At 36.7% G+C, this 19,757-nt stretch carries 21 protein-coding genes; 11 read left to right on the top strand and 10 right to left on the bottom strand.

Annotation, left to right across the window (positions count from 1 at the left end):
- Positions 1 to 267 precede the first annotated feature (267 nt).
- From D1094_RS11015 to D1094_RS11005, 3 genes are read right to left on the bottom strand one after another with little or no spacing between them, the layout of a single operon-like run.
- Positions 268 to 831 (bottom strand): hypothetical protein, encoded by a 564-nt coding sequence (locus D1094_RS11015; RefSeq protein WP_118960150.1) that lies wholly within the window; start codon positions 829 to 831, stop codon positions 268 to 270.
- Positions 831 to 1,808 carry an ABC transporter substrate-binding protein gene (locus D1094_RS11010; RefSeq protein ID WP_118960149.1) on the bottom strand — a complete coding sequence of 326 codons (978 nt, stop codon included), beginning with the start codon at positions 1,806 to 1,808 and terminating at the stop codon, positions 831 to 833. Before D1094_RS11010 ends, D1094_RS11015 begins: the two co-directional genes overlap by 1 nt.
- Before the next feature lie 24 nt (positions 1,809 to 1,832).
- Positions 1,833 to 3,131 carry a hypothetical protein gene (locus D1094_RS11005; protein WP_118960148.1) on the bottom strand — a complete coding sequence of 433 codons (1,299 nt, stop codon included), beginning with the start codon at positions 3,129 to 3,131 and terminating at the stop codon, positions 1,833 to 1,835.
- A gap of 479 nt (positions 3,132 to 3,610) precedes the next feature.
- On the opposite strand from D1094_RS11005, the gene D1094_RS11000 reads away from it, so the two are divergent.
- The 4 genes from D1094_RS11000 to D1094_RS18905 all read left to right on the top strand — a co-directional run bounded on the left by D1094_RS11000 (position 3,611) and on the right by D1094_RS18905 (position 6,415).
- Complete coding sequence (locus tag D1094_RS11000; RefSeq protein WP_118960147.1) at positions 3,611 to 4,237, top strand: hypothetical protein; 627 nt, start codon at positions 3,611 to 3,613, stop codon at positions 4,235 to 4,237.
- Between the two features lie 10 nt (positions 4,238 to 4,247).
- Positions 4,248 to 4,487: a hypothetical protein gene (locus tag D1094_RS10995; protein WP_147361074.1), complete on the top strand. Its 240-nt coding sequence runs from the start codon at positions 4,248 to 4,250 to the stop codon at positions 4,485 to 4,487.
- Positions 4,488 to 4,804: 317 nt separating this feature from the next.
- Positions 4,805 to 5,545: an ABC transporter substrate-binding protein gene (locus D1094_RS10990; RefSeq protein ID WP_118960145.1), complete on the top strand. Its 741-nt coding sequence runs from the start codon at positions 4,805 to 4,807 to the stop codon at positions 5,543 to 5,545.
- Between the two features lie 189 nt (positions 5,546 to 5,734).
- Positions 5,735 to 6,415: a PEP-CTERM sorting domain-containing protein gene (locus D1094_RS18905; protein WP_259337911.1), complete on the top strand. Its 681-nt coding sequence runs from the start codon at positions 5,735 to 5,737 to the stop codon at positions 6,413 to 6,415.
- Between the two features lie 64 nt (positions 6,416 to 6,479).
- Here the strand turns inward: D1094_RS18905 and D1094_RS10980 are convergent, their stop codons facing one another.
- Together D1094_RS10980 and D1094_RS10975 are read right to left on the bottom strand one after the other, a co-directional pair.
- Positions 6,480 to 7,736 (bottom strand): Y-family DNA polymerase, encoded by a 1,257-nt coding sequence (locus D1094_RS10980; protein WP_118960144.1) that lies wholly within the window; start codon positions 7,734 to 7,736, stop codon positions 6,480 to 6,482.
- A complete protein-coding gene (locus D1094_RS10975; protein WP_118960182.1) occupies positions 7,724 to 8,137 on the bottom strand; it encodes a LexA family transcriptional regulator in 414 nt (137 codons plus the stop codon). Before D1094_RS10975 ends, D1094_RS10980 begins: the two co-directional genes overlap by 13 nt.
- A 146-nt stretch (positions 8,138 to 8,283) precedes the next feature.
- Between D1094_RS10975 and D1094_RS10970 the strand changes: the two genes are divergently transcribed.
- From D1094_RS10970 to D1094_RS10935, 7 genes are all read left to right on the top strand, one after another.
- A complete protein-coding gene (locus D1094_RS10970; protein ID WP_118960143.1) occupies positions 8,284 to 8,697 on the top strand; it encodes a DUF4124 domain-containing protein in 414 nt (137 codons plus the stop codon).
- A gap of 37 nt (positions 8,698 to 8,734) precedes the next feature.
- A complete protein-coding gene (locus tag D1094_RS10965) occupies positions 8,735 to 9,040 on the top strand; it encodes a DUF962 domain-containing protein (protein ID WP_118960142.1) in 306 nt (101 codons plus the stop codon).
- Positions 9,041 to 9,203: 163 nt separating this feature from the next.
- Positions 9,204 to 10,970, top strand: a complete 1,767-nt coding sequence (locus tag D1094_RS10955) for an MFS transporter (RefSeq protein ID WP_118960140.1) — start codon at positions 9,204 to 9,206, stop codon at positions 10,968 to 10,970.
- 12 nt (positions 10,971 to 10,982) lie between these two features.
- Positions 10,983 to 12,050 (top strand): proline racemase family protein, encoded by a 1,068-nt coding sequence (locus tag D1094_RS10950; protein ID WP_118960139.1) that lies wholly within the window; start codon positions 10,983 to 10,985, stop codon positions 12,048 to 12,050.
- A gap of 48 nt (positions 12,051 to 12,098) precedes the next feature.
- On the top strand, positions 12,099 to 13,178 hold the full coding sequence (locus tag D1094_RS10945) for a Xaa-Pro peptidase family protein (protein WP_118960138.1): 1,080 nt from the start codon (positions 12,099 to 12,101) through the stop codon (positions 13,176 to 13,178).
- A gap of 90 nt (positions 13,179 to 13,268) precedes the next feature.
- Positions 13,269 to 14,216 carry an ornithine cyclodeaminase family protein gene (locus D1094_RS10940; protein ID WP_118960137.1) on the top strand — a complete coding sequence of 316 codons (948 nt, stop codon included), beginning with the start codon at positions 13,269 to 13,271 and terminating at the stop codon, positions 14,214 to 14,216.
- A gap of 292 nt (positions 14,217 to 14,508) precedes the next feature.
- Complete coding sequence (locus D1094_RS10935) at positions 14,509 to 14,829, top strand: hypothetical protein (RefSeq protein ID WP_118960136.1); 321 nt, start codon at positions 14,509 to 14,511, stop codon at positions 14,827 to 14,829.
- 1 nt (position 14,830) lies between these two features.
- On the opposite strand, the gene D1094_RS10930 is transcribed toward D1094_RS10935, so the two are convergent.
- From D1094_RS10930 to D1094_RS10910, 5 genes are all read right to left on the bottom strand, one after another.
- Positions 14,831 to 15,532, bottom strand: coding sequence for a pseudouridine synthase (locus D1094_RS10930; RefSeq protein WP_118960135.1), 702 nt, complete (start codon positions 15,530 to 15,532; stop codon positions 14,831 to 14,833).
- A gap of 131 nt (positions 15,533 to 15,663) precedes the next feature.
- Positions 15,664 to 16,281, bottom strand: coding sequence for a CCXG family PEP-CTERM protein (locus tag D1094_RS10925; protein ID WP_182440162.1), 618 nt, complete (start codon positions 16,279 to 16,281; stop codon positions 15,664 to 15,666).
- A gap of 174 nt (positions 16,282 to 16,455) precedes the next feature.
- Positions 16,456 to 17,604: a cupin domain-containing protein gene (locus D1094_RS10920; protein WP_118960133.1), complete on the bottom strand. Its 1,149-nt coding sequence runs from the start codon at positions 17,602 to 17,604 to the stop codon at positions 16,456 to 16,458.
- A gap of 44 nt (positions 17,605 to 17,648) precedes the next feature.
- Positions 17,649 to 18,533 carry a U32 family peptidase gene (locus tag D1094_RS10915; RefSeq protein WP_118960132.1) on the bottom strand — a complete coding sequence of 295 codons (885 nt, stop codon included), beginning with the start codon at positions 18,531 to 18,533 and terminating at the stop codon, positions 17,649 to 17,651.
- Positions 18,534 to 18,598: 65 nt separating this feature from the next.
- Entirely contained in the window at positions 18,599 to 19,594 is a 996-nt protein-coding gene (locus tag D1094_RS10910; protein WP_118960131.1) for a peptidase U32 family protein, read from the bottom strand.
- Positions 19,595 to 19,757: the final 163 nt, after the last annotated feature.

Here is a 19,757-nt window from a genome sequence, read left to right as displayed (position 1 = left end):
GTTTAATAAGTTTGGCCTAATTAATCTCCGCTCGGGTTAAGAGAGAAGCTAATTATTTGAAATTTTTATACTGGTGTTAATAGTAACTCACAAGCTTGATAGTTTTTCTTAATTCAAGGCAAATTCATTAATAATAGCCATTATATTGTTTATGAATTTAACGAAGAAGTAAGAAAAAAACCTGCTAGGGCGCTATTTATAATACCGATTTGAGGTTATCTATCAATTCAGAGTGAAATCAAATTTATATAAAAGTTTATAATCATATTAATCAATTAAATGAACCTCATCCATTCTAGCATATACGCCATATGCAGAAATGGCTACCCAGCAAACCTCAAGACTAAAGACAGGCCAGTTTTGTTGAACCCACAATATAGGCATAATCGCGCCAGCAGCATAAATATTAATTAATAAATACTTAATGTGTGTAACTTTTTTACTACAAAACAGGAAATATGATAAGCAGAACGCGTAACTTGACGACCAACCTAATACAGTATAAAAATTGGTAGACTTCCAACCACTGTCATAACCAACAAAAGCACACCACCCTATAATTGCTACGCTTCCTATATAAAAGCTTCTTTTAGAGACAGGAACCTTAGATATATCAATTTTTTTCAATAATAATATTGAAATCAATGCCCAAAAACTATTTATCACTGCTGCTTGATACGAGAACAGAATAAGAGAACTTATCACTAAAGAAAGCGCTGCAATTAGATTACTTGCGTAGTATATTTTGGGGCTCCAACTTTTCACCATTGAAATATAAGCATGGCCAATCAAATAGAGCAGCGAACCTATCCAGCCTAATGAAATAGACATTATTGTATCTCTAAATGCATATTTTTAATATAAAGTTCTTTACCGACATGTGGGCCATTCAAGACAACGACATAACTAAGATCTATCATACTCTTATATAAACGATCTGTTTGCGAAGGCCTAAGGATCTTATCACTCCAATTCAGTACTAAAACACGAGTGCCTTGTGGTAAAGTATAATAATCAACAGCCTCTTCAAGGGATGTCTGCCCAACAATTGCAGGATACCCTTCTGCTGTAACTAATCTTGCAATATCTTTAAGTTTAAAGCGCTCAATAGCTTTTGGTTGTACGCTTTTAATTTTCTTTATTTGTTCAATAAGTTGATCAATACTAGCAATGAATTTCTCTCCTTCAACCGTTTTTGGTGCGATCAAATGTAACGAGTCATAACCTACAATATCGTTAACCTTTTTAATGAGTAATGCTTGATCTCTATATGTTTTATTAAGCATGTTATTCATTACGCTCTTAGTCATAGGAAGAAAATCAATTTCATTATTCAATAAACTTTCTAAAGCATCTTTTTCCGTTGCATAAGTTTCCGCATCTTTAAGGTATGTATCAATGACCTCACCATAGCTATAACCCACGACTCGACCAAAACTATGACGACTAATTTGAGTTAAGTCGAGTTTACTTTCACGTTGACGGTTATAATAAATATGACTTTTAACACTAAAAAGTGCTCGAGAAAATAAGACCTGCTGTTCTCGTTCCTTAGTTTTAAAATATGGAAACGCTGATTGTTGCTTACCTCTTTTTACAAGTTCAAAAGCTAAATCATAATTTTGATATCGCCAAGAGATAATTTTATCATTTTGTGAAAGTATCTGCTCTAACAGCTCGGCTGCTATACCTAAAGGCTGGTGTTTAGCATTAATATAAGGTGCCCATTGGTAAGTGGCTATCGAGATTGGTTTAGTCCAGCCAATGACAGGATATAAGAGAATATAAAAGAATATTAAAGATTTCATTTACGCACTTCGTTTTAGTTAGAATCAGTTTCGTTTTATGTAACGGTAAACCATAATAAGCAATAGAGTTAACCCGAAACCAAAAGAAAACATAATATCAGCATCAATTTCAGCAATAATACTTAAGAAAAAAGAACTTTTATTATCGTTATAGTCAAGTGCTGGTCTGCTCATCATTTCTCGACTAAACTCAGTCAAATAAAGCGATAATTCAAAGACGGCAAAAAAACTTAATGTAACAAGTAAGAAATCGGTCATTACAGTGCTTCGTTCACGTTTTTTATTGTCTTCCTCTTGTAGTCGAGCATTACAGATTTCAACCATTCTCTCAGAATTTTCAACCAGCTGCTCAAACTTCCAACCATTTAAAATATCTTCCAAAAGAACCCTATTGGGTTGACTGAGAAACTTTATATTTTCATAAAAAGCTATTTTGTTTAAACGACAAGCGGTTCGGGTATTGGCAAGTACTTTATCTACTTTTTGTTTTTGTCTGGGGGCATATGCAATTTCAATAGCGCTACGCAGTGCACTGTTACAATGCTCTTGTGAAATATAATAATATTGAGCTAATACCATAACTTGTATATATGGATCTTCCCCTACACACTTAACATCTTTGACCACGTAATTTAACCAGGTCATAGAGTGATTTTTTTTAGCTGCAATAATATCAGCCGCATCTTCTGGCCTACCTGTTTTTCTTAACCATGCAGTTAAAATGTGCTGAAACTCTTTATCAAGCAAATGATCATCATTAATAATCATTGTTCTAGCTACCCAATTAGTACTTATTGAGTCGTCACTATTTGAAATGATATAATTATGAGACAGTAATGGCTTAAGGTGCTGTATATCTTGACAGAAACTATCATAAAATTGTGCAACCTGTTCCTCAGCTAGTTGCTGTACTTTTTCTTCAATTGCTGCCACTAATTCACTTGTCGTTTGTGTCGTTGTGCGTAATGAAGATATATCAACAGTAAACTCTACTTCAACAATTGTAATATGATTGGTAAATACGTGAAACATAACATGAGTATTTTCCTTATCGTTAGAATTAGGTACCCAACACATAAGTCGAATATCTTTAGAGTCTCTGTCGGTAGATTGATATTGTCGTTGTTCGTTTTCCTGTCCACTTAAATTCAAAAATTTACCATGCCATTTAAGAGGGTTTTTATCTTGCTCAACGTTTATATCTACATTAATTGCCTGTAATGACTCGACAAAGGGTTTTGAAAATTGATCAACACCAATGTGTAAGCATAAAGGTGAATAAATAGGCGCTATTGCACGAAAGGTTATTTGAGAGTCTGACATAACTTAGCGGTTTCAAAGGTATTAATTAGCCATAATAGTATCAGTTACAAATCAAAACATCTATGCTTACTACCCCACTATCCGTCTGTTTTATAAAGCTATATTTTAAAATACCCCTTAATACTTAACAGTTAATCTTTATCTGAGTTAATGACAGTTTAATAATCATCGAGAAAGGTATAGCCTAGTTATTGTAAATAATGACTCCTGTCGTTTGCAAAAAGCTCCCCCCTAGCAAAAGCAATGAATGATGTACGTTTAATTAAACTCCCCTTATCTCCCATAGTACTGATTCGTTATTTCTGCGGTGTTATTATCTTTTTTTTCGAATAACCAATTATGTTAACATCACCACATAGACACTCTAGACACTCTAGACACTCTAGACACTCTAGAAAAATATTAATATTTGATTGATATTTACCTATTTATTTATAAAATAGCCCGCCTTTTTATTTCGTCAGTTAGGAGAAAGATTCTTGTTTTTTGAAGGTTCAGAAAAGAAAGCCGAGATCATGGTTGATATTAACAAAATCAACCTGTTGACTGATATTGATAACACGTTTTGGTCAGATTTAGTCACTTATTGTAATGCTCAAGTACTCACAACAATTGAAAACCAGTATTGCAAAGCCTTTGTTTTATCTGAATCAAGCTTATTTGTTTGGCCAGAACGGTTCTTAATCATTACTTGCGGCGAAACGAGCTTAGTTAATTCTATCGAGTTCTTTTTATCACGTCACAGTAAAAGTGTTATTGAGCATTTAATTTATCAACGAAAAAATGAATACTTTGCAAACGCACAGCCAAGTTGCTTTGGCGATGACATAAAAATCATCTCTAAATTTGTTAAGGGTAAAGCTTATCGTTTTGGCGAATTAGATAGACACCACAATTATATTTTTCATCAACAAAATAATTTATCGCGGGAGAATATTAAAGCTTATTTATGCTTAGACACACTGCTGTCTGACTTTATTATCGATGATTATCTATTTCAACCTTATGGTTATTCGTTAAATGCAATTAATGGTAAAGATTATTTAACAATTCATATAACACCACAAGCAAGTAGTAGCTATATATCTTTTGATATCAAGCATTAATATAATGCACATGGCACCAAAATTTTTTGAAATTTTACAGCCCGCCTCTTTCGATGTTTTAAGCTTTAATGAAGAGGACTTTGAAATACAGCTAGATCAATTTATACCTAAAAAATATATTGGCAACTCCTTAATCAAGCAAACATTGGATAATAACTACCTTATTCACTTTGCTAACTTTATTCGACCACAACAACAATTCACATCAGCTATTGAACTTGATATCGATGGAGAAAACCATACACTTTAGTTTATCGATATTAGAAAAATTGAAGAGTTTTTGAGTTTACATTGGAAAAGTGAATTGCTAACCGTTACTACCGTTGAGATCAAAGGTCATAGTAAAATGTTTAGTAAACGATGGGGTACTAATAGTTACAGACTGAGGGAGTTCGCTTACTATGACATTCTATTGAAGCGAAAGACTACGCTTCTAGTCCTCTCTCCCCGTACATATTTTTTTATAAGCCTACTTTTATAAGCCGATATTGATAATACTACCTGCTTGTATTGTTCATTACGATTGATTTATGATGAATACAGCTGTAATGATTTTAGTTGGCGATAATGAATATTCGTTTTTACCTCTTATATATATTTATACTTTGTTTAAGTCTACATTCTCTCAATGCCCGTGAAATTAAAGTCGTCACTGAATGCAATCAACCGTGTAAACTTCGATCATCAGACGCTTTGCCTGAAAGCCTTCCCACAGATATTGTTTTAGCACTTTTTAATATGACAAAAGATGCGCCAAAGATTCATATCATGCCTTGGGCTAGAGCTTACGATAATGCTCTTACTGAAAAGAACGTGTTTATTTATTCGATTTCAAGAACGCTTAAACGAGAGCCTTTATTTCAGTGGATTGGAGATATCTTAATCGAAAGATATTATATTTGGGGATTAAAAAGCAATACCAATCACCAGCTAGCATTGTCTAGTGACTTTAAAAATAGCTCTTTCGCAACTTATCGTGGTTCAAACGAGTCTGAATATTTGTTAGAAATGCCTAATATTGACCTATACCCCGTGGTCTACCCTAACCAACGCATGCAGATGGTGTTGCGTAACAGAATTGATTATTTCATTGAAAGTGAACAAACATTACTCGAAACCTGTAACCGCTTTACTATTGATTGCAATAAATTTGAAAAAATTACTGAAGTTAAGCCTCTCAACACCCCATTAAGCATTGCAATCAATAAAGATAGTGACCCTGCGTTAATCAAACAGTATCAAGAAGCGTTTTCTGTTTTACGTGCTTCAGGACAACTGAGTAACTTAATAACACAATGGAAGCTATAACCCAGCCCTGAGTTTTCTTACTTTAAGTGACATCGTCTCATAAGTGTCAGCTTTATTTACACCAAATAATTTAACACTTAAACAAAACAATAAACCTATTATTATACAACTACTTATCGCTTTGGTGTGTTTTTTGCTTATATCTCAAAAAATCATAACTATAATAATCATTATTCACTAAGGAACACTATGAACTTAACACTATTAAAATCAGCATGTGCTGGACTAATACTATCAATCAGCAGCTTTGCTAACGCTGGAGCAATTATCCCTTTTGGCATTCAGAATGATACTAATGTTGATGCTATAATTGACGATGGTTGGTCATACCTTTATCGAGAAAATGCTGGTTTAACATCTAGCATTGCTGATGTTTTCGGCGATTTAAATACTAATGACTGGATAATTTTAGCCGGTATTCGTAATTCAGATAATTTAGTATTAGCTCATGCCGCAATTACATGGGGTGAATTCTCAACCTATACAGCATTCAACCAAACTCACTCATTTAATGGTGCTGATTGGTACTATAACGGAAAATCATTTGGTTTTACTGCAATTGGTGACGCGATAACTCAAAGCACTGCTGATACTTCAAGTTATGTTAACGGTAACCAAGGGTTAAGTGTTCACACTAATTACTCAAGTGGCTCTCATGGGCAAGCCAGTTTCAACAACCAAAACGATGCAATAAGCCCTACATTTTTTGGTTCAGGCTGGAGCATGGGAGCTGTCAGAGGCCTTAACAGCTCAAACGCTTATGATTATGCTATCTTTGTAGGTGAAGTACAAGAAGTACCAGAGCCTTCAACGATTGCAATTTTTGCACTAGGTCTTCTAGGGTTAGCTTCTCGAAGAGTAAAGAAATAGTCATATAGGCTAGCTCAATTTACGCTATTTGAAAGCACCTACTTCTAGGTGCTTTTTTATTGCGCTAACAAATAATTTTAGGAATATCTGACCACTTTGTTGTATAACTTGGCGATAAAAAATGTCGCTTCATTTGCCAATCTTGCTGGTTATTTTCAGTTGCCATACTCAAAGTCCCCTGCCCATAACGCCTATTAACCATATCAAAGCACTGCATTAACGAGTCGTTGTTAACATCAGGGCTGAATAAGTCTGGCTGCCTATAACGGTTACTTTCAAGCGCTACCGCCCCTACACCACATTTATAGAATAAAACCCCTTGCCTATAAATACTCGGTAATGCCTTAGTAACGGCATTGGCAAGCACTAAAGTATTATTAGTCGCTTGAGTGAACTGAACAATAACTGACTGTTTGTAGTAATTACCTTGGTGTTGAGAACTATGAGCGAAAATATAAAGCTTCTTAACTAACGAGTTTTGCTGTCTGAGTTTTCTAGCAACAATATTGACATGACTAACCATCGCTGATTTTAATACATGATAATCAGTAACTCGTTGCCCAAAACTGCGCGTTGAAAATATCTCCTGCTTAGGCTCTTTTACTTCATCCCACGACAAGCAAGCAATACCGTTAAGTTCATTAATCGTACGCTCAACAACGACACTGAATTGTTTTCTCATCTGTTTGGCGCACTGATTCGATAAATCGAGTGCAGTATTAATCCCCATAATCATAAGCTTATTACTTAACCGTGATCCTATTCCCCATACCTCTGAAACGGCCATTTTCGCTAATATGTTTTGGCGACTTTGCTCACTGTCAATCACAGCAACGCCATTGTAACCCGGTAACTTTTTAGCAGCATGATTAGCCGCTTTTGCTAAAGTAGGTGTACTGGCTATCCCAACACCTACTGGTAGCCTTGTTTCTCGCCAAACCGCTTTTCGAATTTGATAACCATAATCATGCCAATCCTTAATAAGGCTAGTAAATTGTTTAAAATACAAAAAGCATTCATCAATAGAATAAACATGTTGGTTATCACAAAAACGCGCCGTTACCTCCATCATACGTTCGCTTAAATCAGCGTAAAGTTCATAGTTAGATGAGCGAATAACAACACCGTGCTGAGCTAAATAATGTTTAATTTTAAAATACGGACCAAACTTGGGAATATTAAGTTTTCTCGCGATAGGACAAACAGCACAAATACAGCCATCATTATTAGTTAAAACCACAACGGGCTTATGCCGAATACTTGGATCAAATACTTTTTCTGCCGAAGCATAAAAAGAGGTGGCATCAACTAAGGCATACATCGGCTTAACTCTCGAATAGGCTCTAATATACGAATAACGCGAGTAACGACACCCTCTACTTGAAATTCATCACTTGCCGTTATGTTGACAGGAGCGTGTTCTTTTGAGGCAGATATGAGTTGAGCATGTGTTTTATTTAAGGTTTTACAGACAAAGCAACCATTATAATTAGCGACAATTACCGCATTATTTTTAACAGCTATAGAGCGATCAACAATTAATAAATCACCATCAAATATGCCCATTCCTTGCATAGAACTTCCAGAGGCAAGACCGATAAAGGTTGCCGTAGGGTTTTCTATCAATAGCTCATCAAGCGATAAACCAAGCTCTTTATATTCTGCAGCCGGTGATTCAAAGCCACTAATACCTGCTTCAATGTAAATGGGAACAACTTTCATAATAATAAACACAAACACTGTAAATAAACACAGTATAGCTTATGTGATTTACATTAAGCAATATAGCTTAATATCAAAAAGGTTGGATTATTTATCTGTCATGTTTACACTATAGCCTTTCACTCTTGATATAGTTTTTAGTACTCATGAATAAAGCCATTCTTTTATTACTATTATCTCCGCTATCCGTATACGCTAGTGATGTTTATCAATGTACTGTTGATGGTGTAACCACTTTTAGTCAAACACCTTGTGATGATCAATACAATACCGTTGAAGTCGATAACTCTTCTGGTGGCAGTATTAGTGAAGAAGAAAAAAGTATGGTCATGAAAGCGTGCGTAAATCATCATAGTTCAAACTTTAAAGACCCCAACTCTGTTCGTATTGATAACTCAAAAACCGTTTGGATATCTGATACCAGTGGTGCTCGACAGGTTCTTATCCTCGATTTAAATGCAAGGAATGGCTATGGTGCATATGAAGGCGCAAAACCATACCGTTGTTTTTTAAATCATGACGGTAGCCAATTAAGTAAAGTTCAATATTTAATTCAATAACCCTCTCCCCACTTAATCACATAATCTTGGATAATATATGAGTAAAACATATCAAAGTTTTTCAGAGTTTTATCCTTTTTACTTAAGTCAGCATCAAAATCCTACTTGTAGGCGTTTACATTTTGTTGGCTCTTTTCTTATCATAATAGTAGCGATCTACGTGCTATTTACACATTCCTATTCTCTATTATGGCTGTTGCCTATTATAGGTTATGGCTTTGCTTGGTTTGGGCACTTTTTCTTTGAAAAAAACAAACCCGCTACCTTCACATACCCTCTTTATAGTTTAATAGGCGACTGGGTAATGTTTAAAGATATTCTCACAGGTAAAATAAAACTTTAGTAGGTTGCTTGTTTTTACAAGCAGCACAGCCTTGCATAAAAAATTCAAACACATATTTATGAGCCTTAATCGCATATTTTATTTGTATTCGATAGAAATCCTCTTGTAATGACCAAATAATTGTATACAATATTTCTTCTTTTAATTGTGTGATAATTATAATATGAGTCAAATACAACGCAGCCCTTTTCAAAGCGCCTTTTATGTCGCCAATACCATGGAAATCTTTGAACGATTAGCTTGGTATGGCATGTATACCCTTCTTGCTAGTTATATTATGACACCAACAACCCAAGGTGGCTTAGGATTAGGCAATAATGAACGAGGCCTGATCATGGGCGTTGTGCCATTTTTCTTGTATTTATTTCCCGTTATTTCTGGCGCACTAGCAGATCGCTTCGGGTACAAAAAAATGTTCTTGCTGTCATTTACCTTAATGGCGCCTAGTTATTATTTATTAGGTTATGTAACTGATTTAGTCAGTTTTATGAGTGTTTTCATGCTCGTTGCTTTAGGTGCTGGTATATTTAAGCCTGTAGTTACCGCAACCATTAGCCGAACAACCGATGACACTAACCGAGGTTTAGGCTTTGGTATCTTTTACATGATGGTTAACATTGGCGGCTTCTTAGGCCCTGTATTAGCTCCTGTTGTGCAAAAAAATTACGGCTGGGAATGGGTATTCATTTTCGCATGTATTTGGATTTCAGTTAACTTTATCCCTGCGTTATTTTTCTATAAAGAACCTGAGCGTCATGCTGATAACAAGTCACTAAAACAAGTATTTAAAGAAATGCAGCAAGTACTTGGAAATGGTCGTTTAGCACTAGCTGTTGTACCACTACTTATTTTATTAGTTTCAGATTATGCAGGCTTTATTTCAGATGGCAAAGTAACCCTTGCTATTGCTGTTGCATTAATCAGTATTGCCGTTGTTTGGGATATTGTCGTATCAAAAGCAAATGCCAAAACAGAGCAAAGTAAATGGTATTTGCAAAAAATGCGCATTGGTAACAAACCTTTCATGACCTACTTATTGATTATGACTGGTTTTTGGACCGTCTATTTACAAATATTTATCACCTTACCCGTATTTATTCGTGATTATGTAGATACCTCTGACTTAGTACGTGGTCTTCATGCAATAAGCCCTTGGTTGCATGAGATATTCACCGCAGTGAATGTTGATACATTAAGCAGTGAAATATCACGACTTGCTAGCCAATTTACCTCTGTTGATTTATTACAAAGCCAAGTCGCTATTAAAGAAATTACCAGTACCATTTCGTCGTTAGATGTTCGCGTACCCAAACAGGTAATAATCGATAGCTTTACTCAACTAGCTCAGCAAAGCCACTCAGCTGAAGCCGTTCAAACAATGAGCCAAGAATTAGCTAAACAGTGGGCTAATGACTATCGTCAAATGAACCCAGCAACAATTCTTAGTTTAGATTTTCTCATGATCATACTCTTTCAGGTATTAATCAGCCGATTTATCGATAAATTTAAGCCGTTGCCTACTTTAATTGCCGGCACTGCCATTCTTTCATTTTCAATGCTAATTAACGGGATTGGCCATACCTTTGTATTCGGTGGTTTATTAGTTGCAACGTCTGTCATTATTTTTGCTGTAGGTGAAATGACCGCATCGCCGAAAAGCCAAGAGTACGTCGCATCATTTGCACCATCAGATAAAGCAGCAATGTTCATGGGATATTACTTTGTTTCTATGGCACTAGGTAACTTGTTTGGTGGTTTATTATCAGGCTGGTTATATGATTCTATCACCGTAAAACTGGATAACCCTGCACTTATGTGGGCTATTATTGCCTTACTAGGGGCAGCTACCTGTATTGCCTTGTATTTATTCAACAGACACTTTGTTGATGAAATAGCTCAACAACAATTAGAACAAGCTCAGGTGAACTAACAGGTTATAGAAATGACAATAAATATTAAAAATCCAGCTGAAAAATTTGAGCAATGGCAAGTTAATACTGAGCAAGAGCTGTTCACTACCATAAAAACGCTTGAATGCCATACCGGTGGCGAACCACTAAGAATCATTACCTGTGGTTTTCCAACGCTTAAAGGTGATTCAATCCTGGCAAAGCGTCGTGACTGTCAAGAGAACTATGATGACTTACGCACTGCGTTAATGTTTGAACCAAGAGGTCATGCAGATATGTATGGCGCTATTATTACTGAAGCTGAAAAATCGGACAGTCACTTTGGCGCTATTTTTATTCATAACGAAGGCTACAGCACTATGTGTGGCCATGCGGTAATAGCGCTAACGAAATGTGCGGTAGAGTCAGGTGTTGTAGCACAAACAGGTGATATAACTTCAGTTGTAATTGATGTACCTTGCGGTCAAATTCACGCACAAGCTTTTGCTAAAGGTAAAGTTATCACTCATGTGACTTTTAACTGTGTACCATCATTTGTGCCAGCCTTAAACCAACAAGTACAGGTTGATGGCATTGGAAAGGTAAATTTTGACATTGCCTTTGGTGGTGCATTTTATGCTTACGTACAAGCAAAACCATTAGGGCTTAACTTAGAGCCAAGTGAGCATGAAAAACTCATTGACTATGGTCGAAGAATTAAAAAAGCCGTTATGGAAAAAACACCCGTAACTCACCCGCTTGAAGAAGACTTAAGCTTTTTATATGGGGTAATATTTATTGATGATTCTCCAAATGAAGGCGTTCACAGTAGAAATGTGTGTATCTTTGCTGACGGTGAACTTGATAGAAGCCCTACAGGCAGTGGCGTAAGTGGGCGTATTGCATTACATGTTGCTAAAAATGAAATAGCTCTCAATCAAGCAATAAAGATTGAAAGTATTTTAGGTAGTCAATTTAATGTTAACGCCATAGAAAAAGTTAACTATGCGGGTGTTGATGCAATTATTCCTCAAGTCACAGGTGATGCTTTTATCTGTGGAAAAGCAGAATGGTTAATTAACTTAAACGACCCATTAAAAAATGGCTTTTTGCTAAGGTAAATATTGTCCCTTAGGCAAAAACACTTAAACAAATAATAGAGGAATATCATGACAACTGAACGTTTACGCCAGCAAGTATTATCTAAATCGCACAGTGCAATGATAATCTTCAGTGATATAAGTATTAGCTATTTATCTGGTTTTACGGGGCATGCTGCGACCGTACTATTAACAGGTAAAGCAAATTACTTAATTACTGATTATCGTTATTTCGAACAAGCTGAAAAAGAAGCTCACGACTACATTGTTATTTCTCGTGATAGAGCGAATCAATCGCTAGCCTCATTAATTACTGAAATTATCATTAAAGATGAATGTCAGCACATTAGCTTTGAATGCGAACAAGTGACTGTCGCTCAATGGCAAGAAGTAAAAGAGACACTTGAAAAGAGTGGCGTGACTGATTTTATGCCCATTTATCAAAGTGTAGAAAAGCTTAGAAGAGTTAAAACCGCGAATGAAATAGACTCAATTCGACAAGCGGCCGCTATTGCCGATCAAGCCCTTAAGAATATCTTACCACTAGTAAAGCAAGGCATTAGTGAAAAAGAATTGGCGAATGAGCTTGATTATCAAATGGCAAAGCTAGGCTCAGAAGAGCTATCGTTTGCCACCATTTTATTGTTTGGTGAACGCAGTGCTATGCCTCATGGCGTACCATCATCGAGAACCCTAAATAACGGCGATATCATTTTAATAGATTTTGGCGCAGTCATTAATGGTTATCGTTCAGATATGACAAGAACCTTTATTTTTGGTGAAGCCTGTGAGCAACAACGAGAGATTTACCAACTGGTAAAAACCGCTCAACAAGCGGCACTAAACGCTGTAAAAGAAGGCGTACGTGGTGATGCTATCTACCAAGAGTCAGCCAACATATTACAGGCAAGTAAATATAAAGAATTTGCAGGAGAAGGTTTAGGTCATGGCGTTGGTTTACAGCTTCACGAACAGCCCTTCTTAGGGCCTGACTGTCATTATGAAATGGAATTAGGTTGTGTTGTTACTATTGAACCAGGTATTTACATTCCTGGCTGGGGCGGTATCAGAATAGAAGATGATGTGGTACTCAGCGAGCAAGGCCTTGAAATAATTACCCAATCGCCAAAAGAGCTCACCGTACTGTAAGGTACTTATCAATAGAGCTAAAAACACTTATAAAGACGAACGATGCGTGCTTGTTATCGTTCGTCATTCCCCTAGGTAAAAGAGAATAAAATGAAAATAATCAGTGCAGAACAAGTACATCAATCGCTAAATTTTGCCGACTTAGTTCCTCTATTAAAACAAAGCTTTAGTAAACCTTTTCACATGCCACAGCGTCAAGTGCACCTACTGGCACCTGAAGACAAAAGTAATCATGATGCCTTTGCTCTACTTCCTTCATGGAATGAAGAGGTAATAGGAAATAAAGCATTTACCTATTTCCCTGACAATGCTGAAAAACATGATCTTCCCGGTCTTTTTTCAAAAATAATGCTTTTTAAACGTAACACAGGCGAGCCTTTAGCACTTGTTGATGGTACCAGCGTTACTTATTGGCGTACTGCGGCTATTTCAGCCTTAGCAAGCCAGCTACTTTCTCGTGAAGATAGCAAGCATTTAATGCTATTTGGTACAGGTAATTTGTCTACCTACATCCTTCATGCACATTTAACTGTTCGCCCTATTAATAAAGTCACTATTTGGGGCAGAAGTTTAGCCAAAGTTGGCAACCTTATTGATGAAATGTCTACTCAGTATCCACAAGTAGAGTTTGTTGCAAGTTCGAACGTTGATGATGAATGCGCACAAGCCGATATTATTTGCTGTGCCACTGCATCAAAAACCCCCCTGTTTAATGGCGAGTTAATCAAAGCAGGTTGTCATATTGATTGTTTAGGTAATCATGTTGTTAACGCACGTGAGTGTGACACCACTACCGTGCAACGAGCGCGAGTCTTTGTCGATAGCTTAACCAATACGCTTAATGAAGCAGGTGAGCTACTAATACCTATTGAAGAAGGTGCCTTTAACGCACAAGACATTATTGGTGAATTAGCTGACATGTGTAAAAAACCAGAAATACTTCGCCAATCAGCACAAGAAATCACCCTCTTTAAGTCAGTTGGTACAGCAATAAGTGATTTAGTGGCTGCCTATCAGGTTTATCAACACTGCAATTAATGCTGCAGTCAGTTTTACTTAGTGAATTAATGTGGCTATACGCTAACTAACTCATTATTTAATGAGTATTACTACAATATATCAAGCACAGTTAGTTAGCTTTTCGCGCTGTGCTTTTTCTATACAGATTCTATGTGGTATCAAATAGTAACCCGTATAAAATACGTCTGCATCGTTCTAACTAGTCATTTCTTTATGTTAAATGGTATGAATGATATAAGTGCAAAGGTGCACTATGGTTTTATAAATGTCATGATATAGGCAGTTTAAATTACTCAGAATGTAGATAAAAATGAGAGAGCCTTTAAAAACCGTATCAGAAATCATCGCTCGCGCGAATGATGGTTTTTATCAGAAGTATACCCGTATTGATACTATCATCGGCATCATGGATAACACATTAAGAAAGCAAGGCATGAATAGTGATGCCATAACTGTTGACTGCCCTGCCCAGAACAAGAAAATTGTTTTTTTACTCCACGATGAAAAACCAGAGCATGTCAGTATTGCCGTTGGAGATAAAAGCGGTAAAGTAGAAACCTCTTCAGAGCTTGAATTAACACGCTTATCTGAAGAAGCCCTATTAGCAATGTTAGAAATGCACTTCACATAACTTATAAAAACTGGGCAACTTCATCTTGTGTTAAATAGCGCCACTCACCCGGTGCTAAATCGGCCAACTCAATACTGCCTACTTTTTCTCGGTGTAATTTTTCTACTCGGTTACCTACTGCGGCAAACATACGCTTAACTTGATGATATTTACCTTCAGTAATCGTTAACAACACTTCATCGGTATCAACTTGTTCTAAAATAGCTGGGCGAGTTAACTGGGCTTCACCTTGCAGTTGTATACCTATTTTAAAGTGCTCAATAAGCGCCCCAAGCTGTTGAGGCAAAATATCATCCCTTAACCAAACTCTATAAACTTTAGGACACTCTTTTTTGGGTGAGATCACATTATGCGACCATCGACCATCATCTGTAATTAACACTAAACCAGTCGTGTCAGCATCTAAACGCCCTGCTATATGAAGATCGAACGCTTTTTCTAAATCAATATAGTGTAGTACCGACGGGTAAACTTCATCAACATTAGAGCAAATGGTTTCAGCAACCTTATGTAGCATTAAATAACGAGACTGCCTTGCGGTTAGCTTTTCGCCATCAAGGGTTATAGCGTTATTTTCATGGACTTGCATGGCCGCATCTTTAGCCACTTCGCCATTAACAAACACAACACCTTTCTTGAGCAGCTTTTTCGCCTCATTTCGAGTTAACTCTGTACTTTTACAAATAAATTTATCTAGTCGCATTTAAATCACAAAAAACTATGTTTACATGGCGCGTCATTATCCCTATTCAAATAGAACAAGCAATAAAATGACAGAAAAAAACCAAAAAAAAACCTGCAGATGCAGGCTTTATAAAACTCATTAGTAATGAATTATTTGCTAAAACGACGACTTACTAAACCAAGTAAACCCATCGCAATTAATGCAATACTAGTAGGCTCAGGAATACTCGCATCTGCTAAGTTTGAAGCAGATAAGTTACCCCATTGGCTGAAATCGTTTTTAAAGCGAATTGAACTAGCGCCATTACAACAGTGCTCGCCCCAATAAATATCTACAACTTTGTTGTCGCGTGTTAAGCCGTTTAAAGCAACAGAGAATACATCACTGTTATTCCAGTTATAACCCCACCACAAATCATCAGTACGATTGTCAACTAAGTTGCCATCTAAATATACAGCAGCACCAAATCCTGCATCTAAACCTAGCTCAAAAAACCAGTTTGATAAGCCTCTATCAATTGATAAATCAATTTGTAAGTGTGAAATACGGTCTTTACCAGACTTAATCATAGTAAAATCTGATAATTCAACACTATTAATATCGCTAGCTTGTGCTAACCAAGAACCCGCATAGTCAAGTTTATCGATACCGTGATTAGCCGCATCGTGGTCTAAATCACGTGTTTCAAATGTCATTAATGTCGCACTTGCATTACCACAAATTAAAAGTAAAGAAGCACACATTAATTTTATATTCTTAAAATTCATTACTACATTTTCCATTATATTAAAACGTTATGAACAATTTCCGATAAAGTTAAATGCTAAAATCATGCCACATTTTAAGTGCATGAAACATAACAAATTATACTTTTGTTCAAAATTTACTGTAAAAAAAACCGACATTAAAACCAACGTTGAATACGCGCTATCGTGTCATAGTTACTCATCTTCAGCAAGATACCAGTAACCTTTATCTAATAATGAAACAACCAAGTTAACAAAGGCTGAATGCTCACACCAAGCAGCTAAGCTCTCTGGAAATACAACCACATTATCACATAACAAAATCACTGCTGGTGCTATCTCAGCATCAAAAGAAACCTCTTCACCATTAATGTAACAGATACCTTGACTAATAGTGTCTTCGAAATAGAACGCTCTTAACCCTCCAAGACGTTTAATGCCATGTGTTGTAAGTAGTTGGCTCACTTCTGACGATTCAAAAGGTTCATCAGGTAGCATAATATCAAGCTCATGCTTAGGCGCAGTTAAGAAATTACCTGTAAAGGTTTTAAATATCTTATCATCAACTAAAGATAACAACTGATTTTTAATACTTTCATAATCTTGATTACTTACTTCTCCCGAATGTGCTGTGACTTGCCTCTTAGGATCTTTAAGTAACTGGCCTCCCAGCTCATTATCAATTAAATGATCAGCAAAACCGCTGAGTAAACTAACAGAAGAGTTGGCTCTAAAACCGACTGAGAAACTAAGTGATGTTTCAAGGGTTATCCCTTCATGTGGAAAACCAGGTGGAATATAAATAATATCGCCTGCCTCTAACTCAGCATCAATAATCGCTTCAAATGGCTTAACATGTAATAACGCCTCGTGAGCAGCAAACTCTGTGTGTTGCCCGTTATTACCAACACGCCAGCGACGTTTACCTGATCCCTGACAAATAAACACATCATAATTATCAATGTGTGGGCCAACACTACCGCCTGGGGTAGCAAAACTTGCCATAAGATCATCAAGTCGCCAATGAGGTAAAAAACGAAACGGTTCAATTAATAATGCTGCTTCTTCTGAGAAATTGTCTAATGCTTGAATAACCAATGACCAGTTTTCATTGCCTAACTGATCATAGTTTTCAAAAGGGCCAAATTTTGCCTGCCACTTACCACCCTCTTTATATACTAAGCGAGATTGCACCTCTTCTTCCATGGCAAAACCGGCAAGCTCATTGGCATCAATAGGATCGACAAAATCTTTAAACCCTTGACGAATGACAACAGGTTTTTTCTGCCAATACTCATCTAAAAACTGCTGTGGTGTCAGTTGCATTAAATCTAATTGATACATAGTACTCTCAGTGTATATAAAATTATAAGTTTCGAATGCTCGAATTATTGCGCAATAGACATTCCGGCTATTTTATGCCAAAAACCATTGCATTCATTTACACCATCTAATGGGTAATGCGCGGGTTGTGTCAGTTGCTGCTTAAATTTATCGAGTTGAATAAACGCTTGTTCGTTATCAGCACTGATTCGGGCAATATCTACGCCTAATTCTTGCAGTGCTGTTACTTCATTAATTAAATTATACTGGTATCCTGACATGGTTTGAATACCATTGAGCACAAATACTTTTTCACCTTCTCGACTATTCATGCGTCGACCTTCAGGGTAGTTAATGCAGCAGTATTGGCAATCATCTTTTGGTCTATCTTCTGAACGTGCGGTAAAACATCGTGCAGAATAGGCTAATGGTAAATACCCCCAAGAAAAAACTTCACACTCAAACTGATTTCTAACACCTGCCTCTTCAGCCTCTTGTAAGATAGACTTTAACCAGTCGCCCGATAACTCAACAGGCATTAACCAGCGCATCATTCCTTGTTTGAGTAACACTTTCAATGTTGAGAGGTTATAACAATTGATTGCAGGGCCCGCGACAAAGGGCATTTTTAAATCATGCATAATTTGTACAGCACTTAAATCGTTTGCTTCAACTAAAAAATCACCGTTATCACATAGCTTTTTTAATACTTGAATTTCAGCGGGAGACTCCAACAACGTCATAGTTGAAATAACCACTTGTTTATTTGAATCTTTTGCCACTTCATGAGCGAGTTGAATCCAGTCTTTTGCTCGTAACTCTCGACGTTTAGAACAAACGGTTTCGCCTAAATAGATGATGTCGGCACTGGATGATTTCGCTTGCTGATAGTACGATTCAACTTGTGATTTTGGCCAAAAAAATAAACTAGGGCCTAGAGAAAACTTCATAGAATTACCTTACTTACATTACTTTCTGAATTTATTTATCAAAATTTTGCGCGCAACTAAAACGATTATTGCCACTTCCGATGATAAGCACCTAATGTTGTTTGCGCTCCTTCAGAAAGGTTCGCTAACGTTTGCATCCATGCACCTTCAACCGCAAAGTTGTCAGGGTTTTGTTTATAGCGATCTAAGGCCATTCGCCACGTTTTCGCGACTTGCTCGACATAAGCAGGACTGCGTTGACGGCCTTCAATTTTGACCGACACAATACCCATTGCCATTAGCTCAGGGATCAGCTCAAGAGTATTTAAACTTGTTGGCTCTTCGAGTGCATGATAAACATTATTATCGACTTCAAAACGCCCTTTACATAACGTTGGATAGCCTGCATTTTCATCACTTTGATAGCGATCAATAAGGACATTATTTAAACGAGACTCTAAACCTTGCTCGGTTTCTTGCCAGCGAACATATTTTGCAGGAGAGCAAGCACCAACCGTATTGGGTGATTCCCCAGTCATATAAGAAGATAAATAACAGCGCCCTTCTGCCATAATGCATAAACTTCCAAAAGCAAAAACTTCTAAGTCGACTGGGCTAGATTTTGCTAACTGCCTTACTTGCTGAACAGACAAAACACGTGGCAGAACGACACGCTCTACGTCAAAGTTATTTTTGAAAAATTTAATGGCTTCTAAATTCGTTGTCGAGGCTTGAACAGAAACATGACGCTCTACATCAGGGTATTTATTGGCGGCATAATCAAGAACACCAACATCAGCAATAATGAGTGCATCGGTGCCAATTGCTACGGCATTATCAACGGCTTTTTTCCATCGTTCTTCTGCACCTGCATGAGCAAACGTATTAATGGCTACATGCAATTTTTTGCCACGTTCATGAACATAATCTGACGCTTTAGCTAACTTACCATCATTAAAGTTTAACCCCGCAAAATGACGCGCATTAGTATCATCTTTCATACCGATATAAACAGCATCGGCACCATTATCTATCGCTGTTTTTAAGGCAGGTAAATTACCAGCCGGACAAAGTAACTCCACAAAACTCTCCAAATAAATATTCGTAGTAAGCTATCGTCATATTGAAAATTAGCTACTGATAAACACTTTCAATCAATGGAACAAATTGGCGCTTAGTGTACGGCTATAAAAACCTTAGTTTATTGATATGTATTAAAGAAAACTTGATCTGCATTACGATAAC

It is taken from the genome of Colwellia sp. RSH04, from assembly GCF_003545765.1.
Classification (GTDB): domain Bacteria; phylum Pseudomonadota; class Gammaproteobacteria; order Enterobacterales; family Alteromonadaceae; genus Colwellia.
This window is presented reverse-complemented; position numbering and strand designations above follow the sequence as displayed.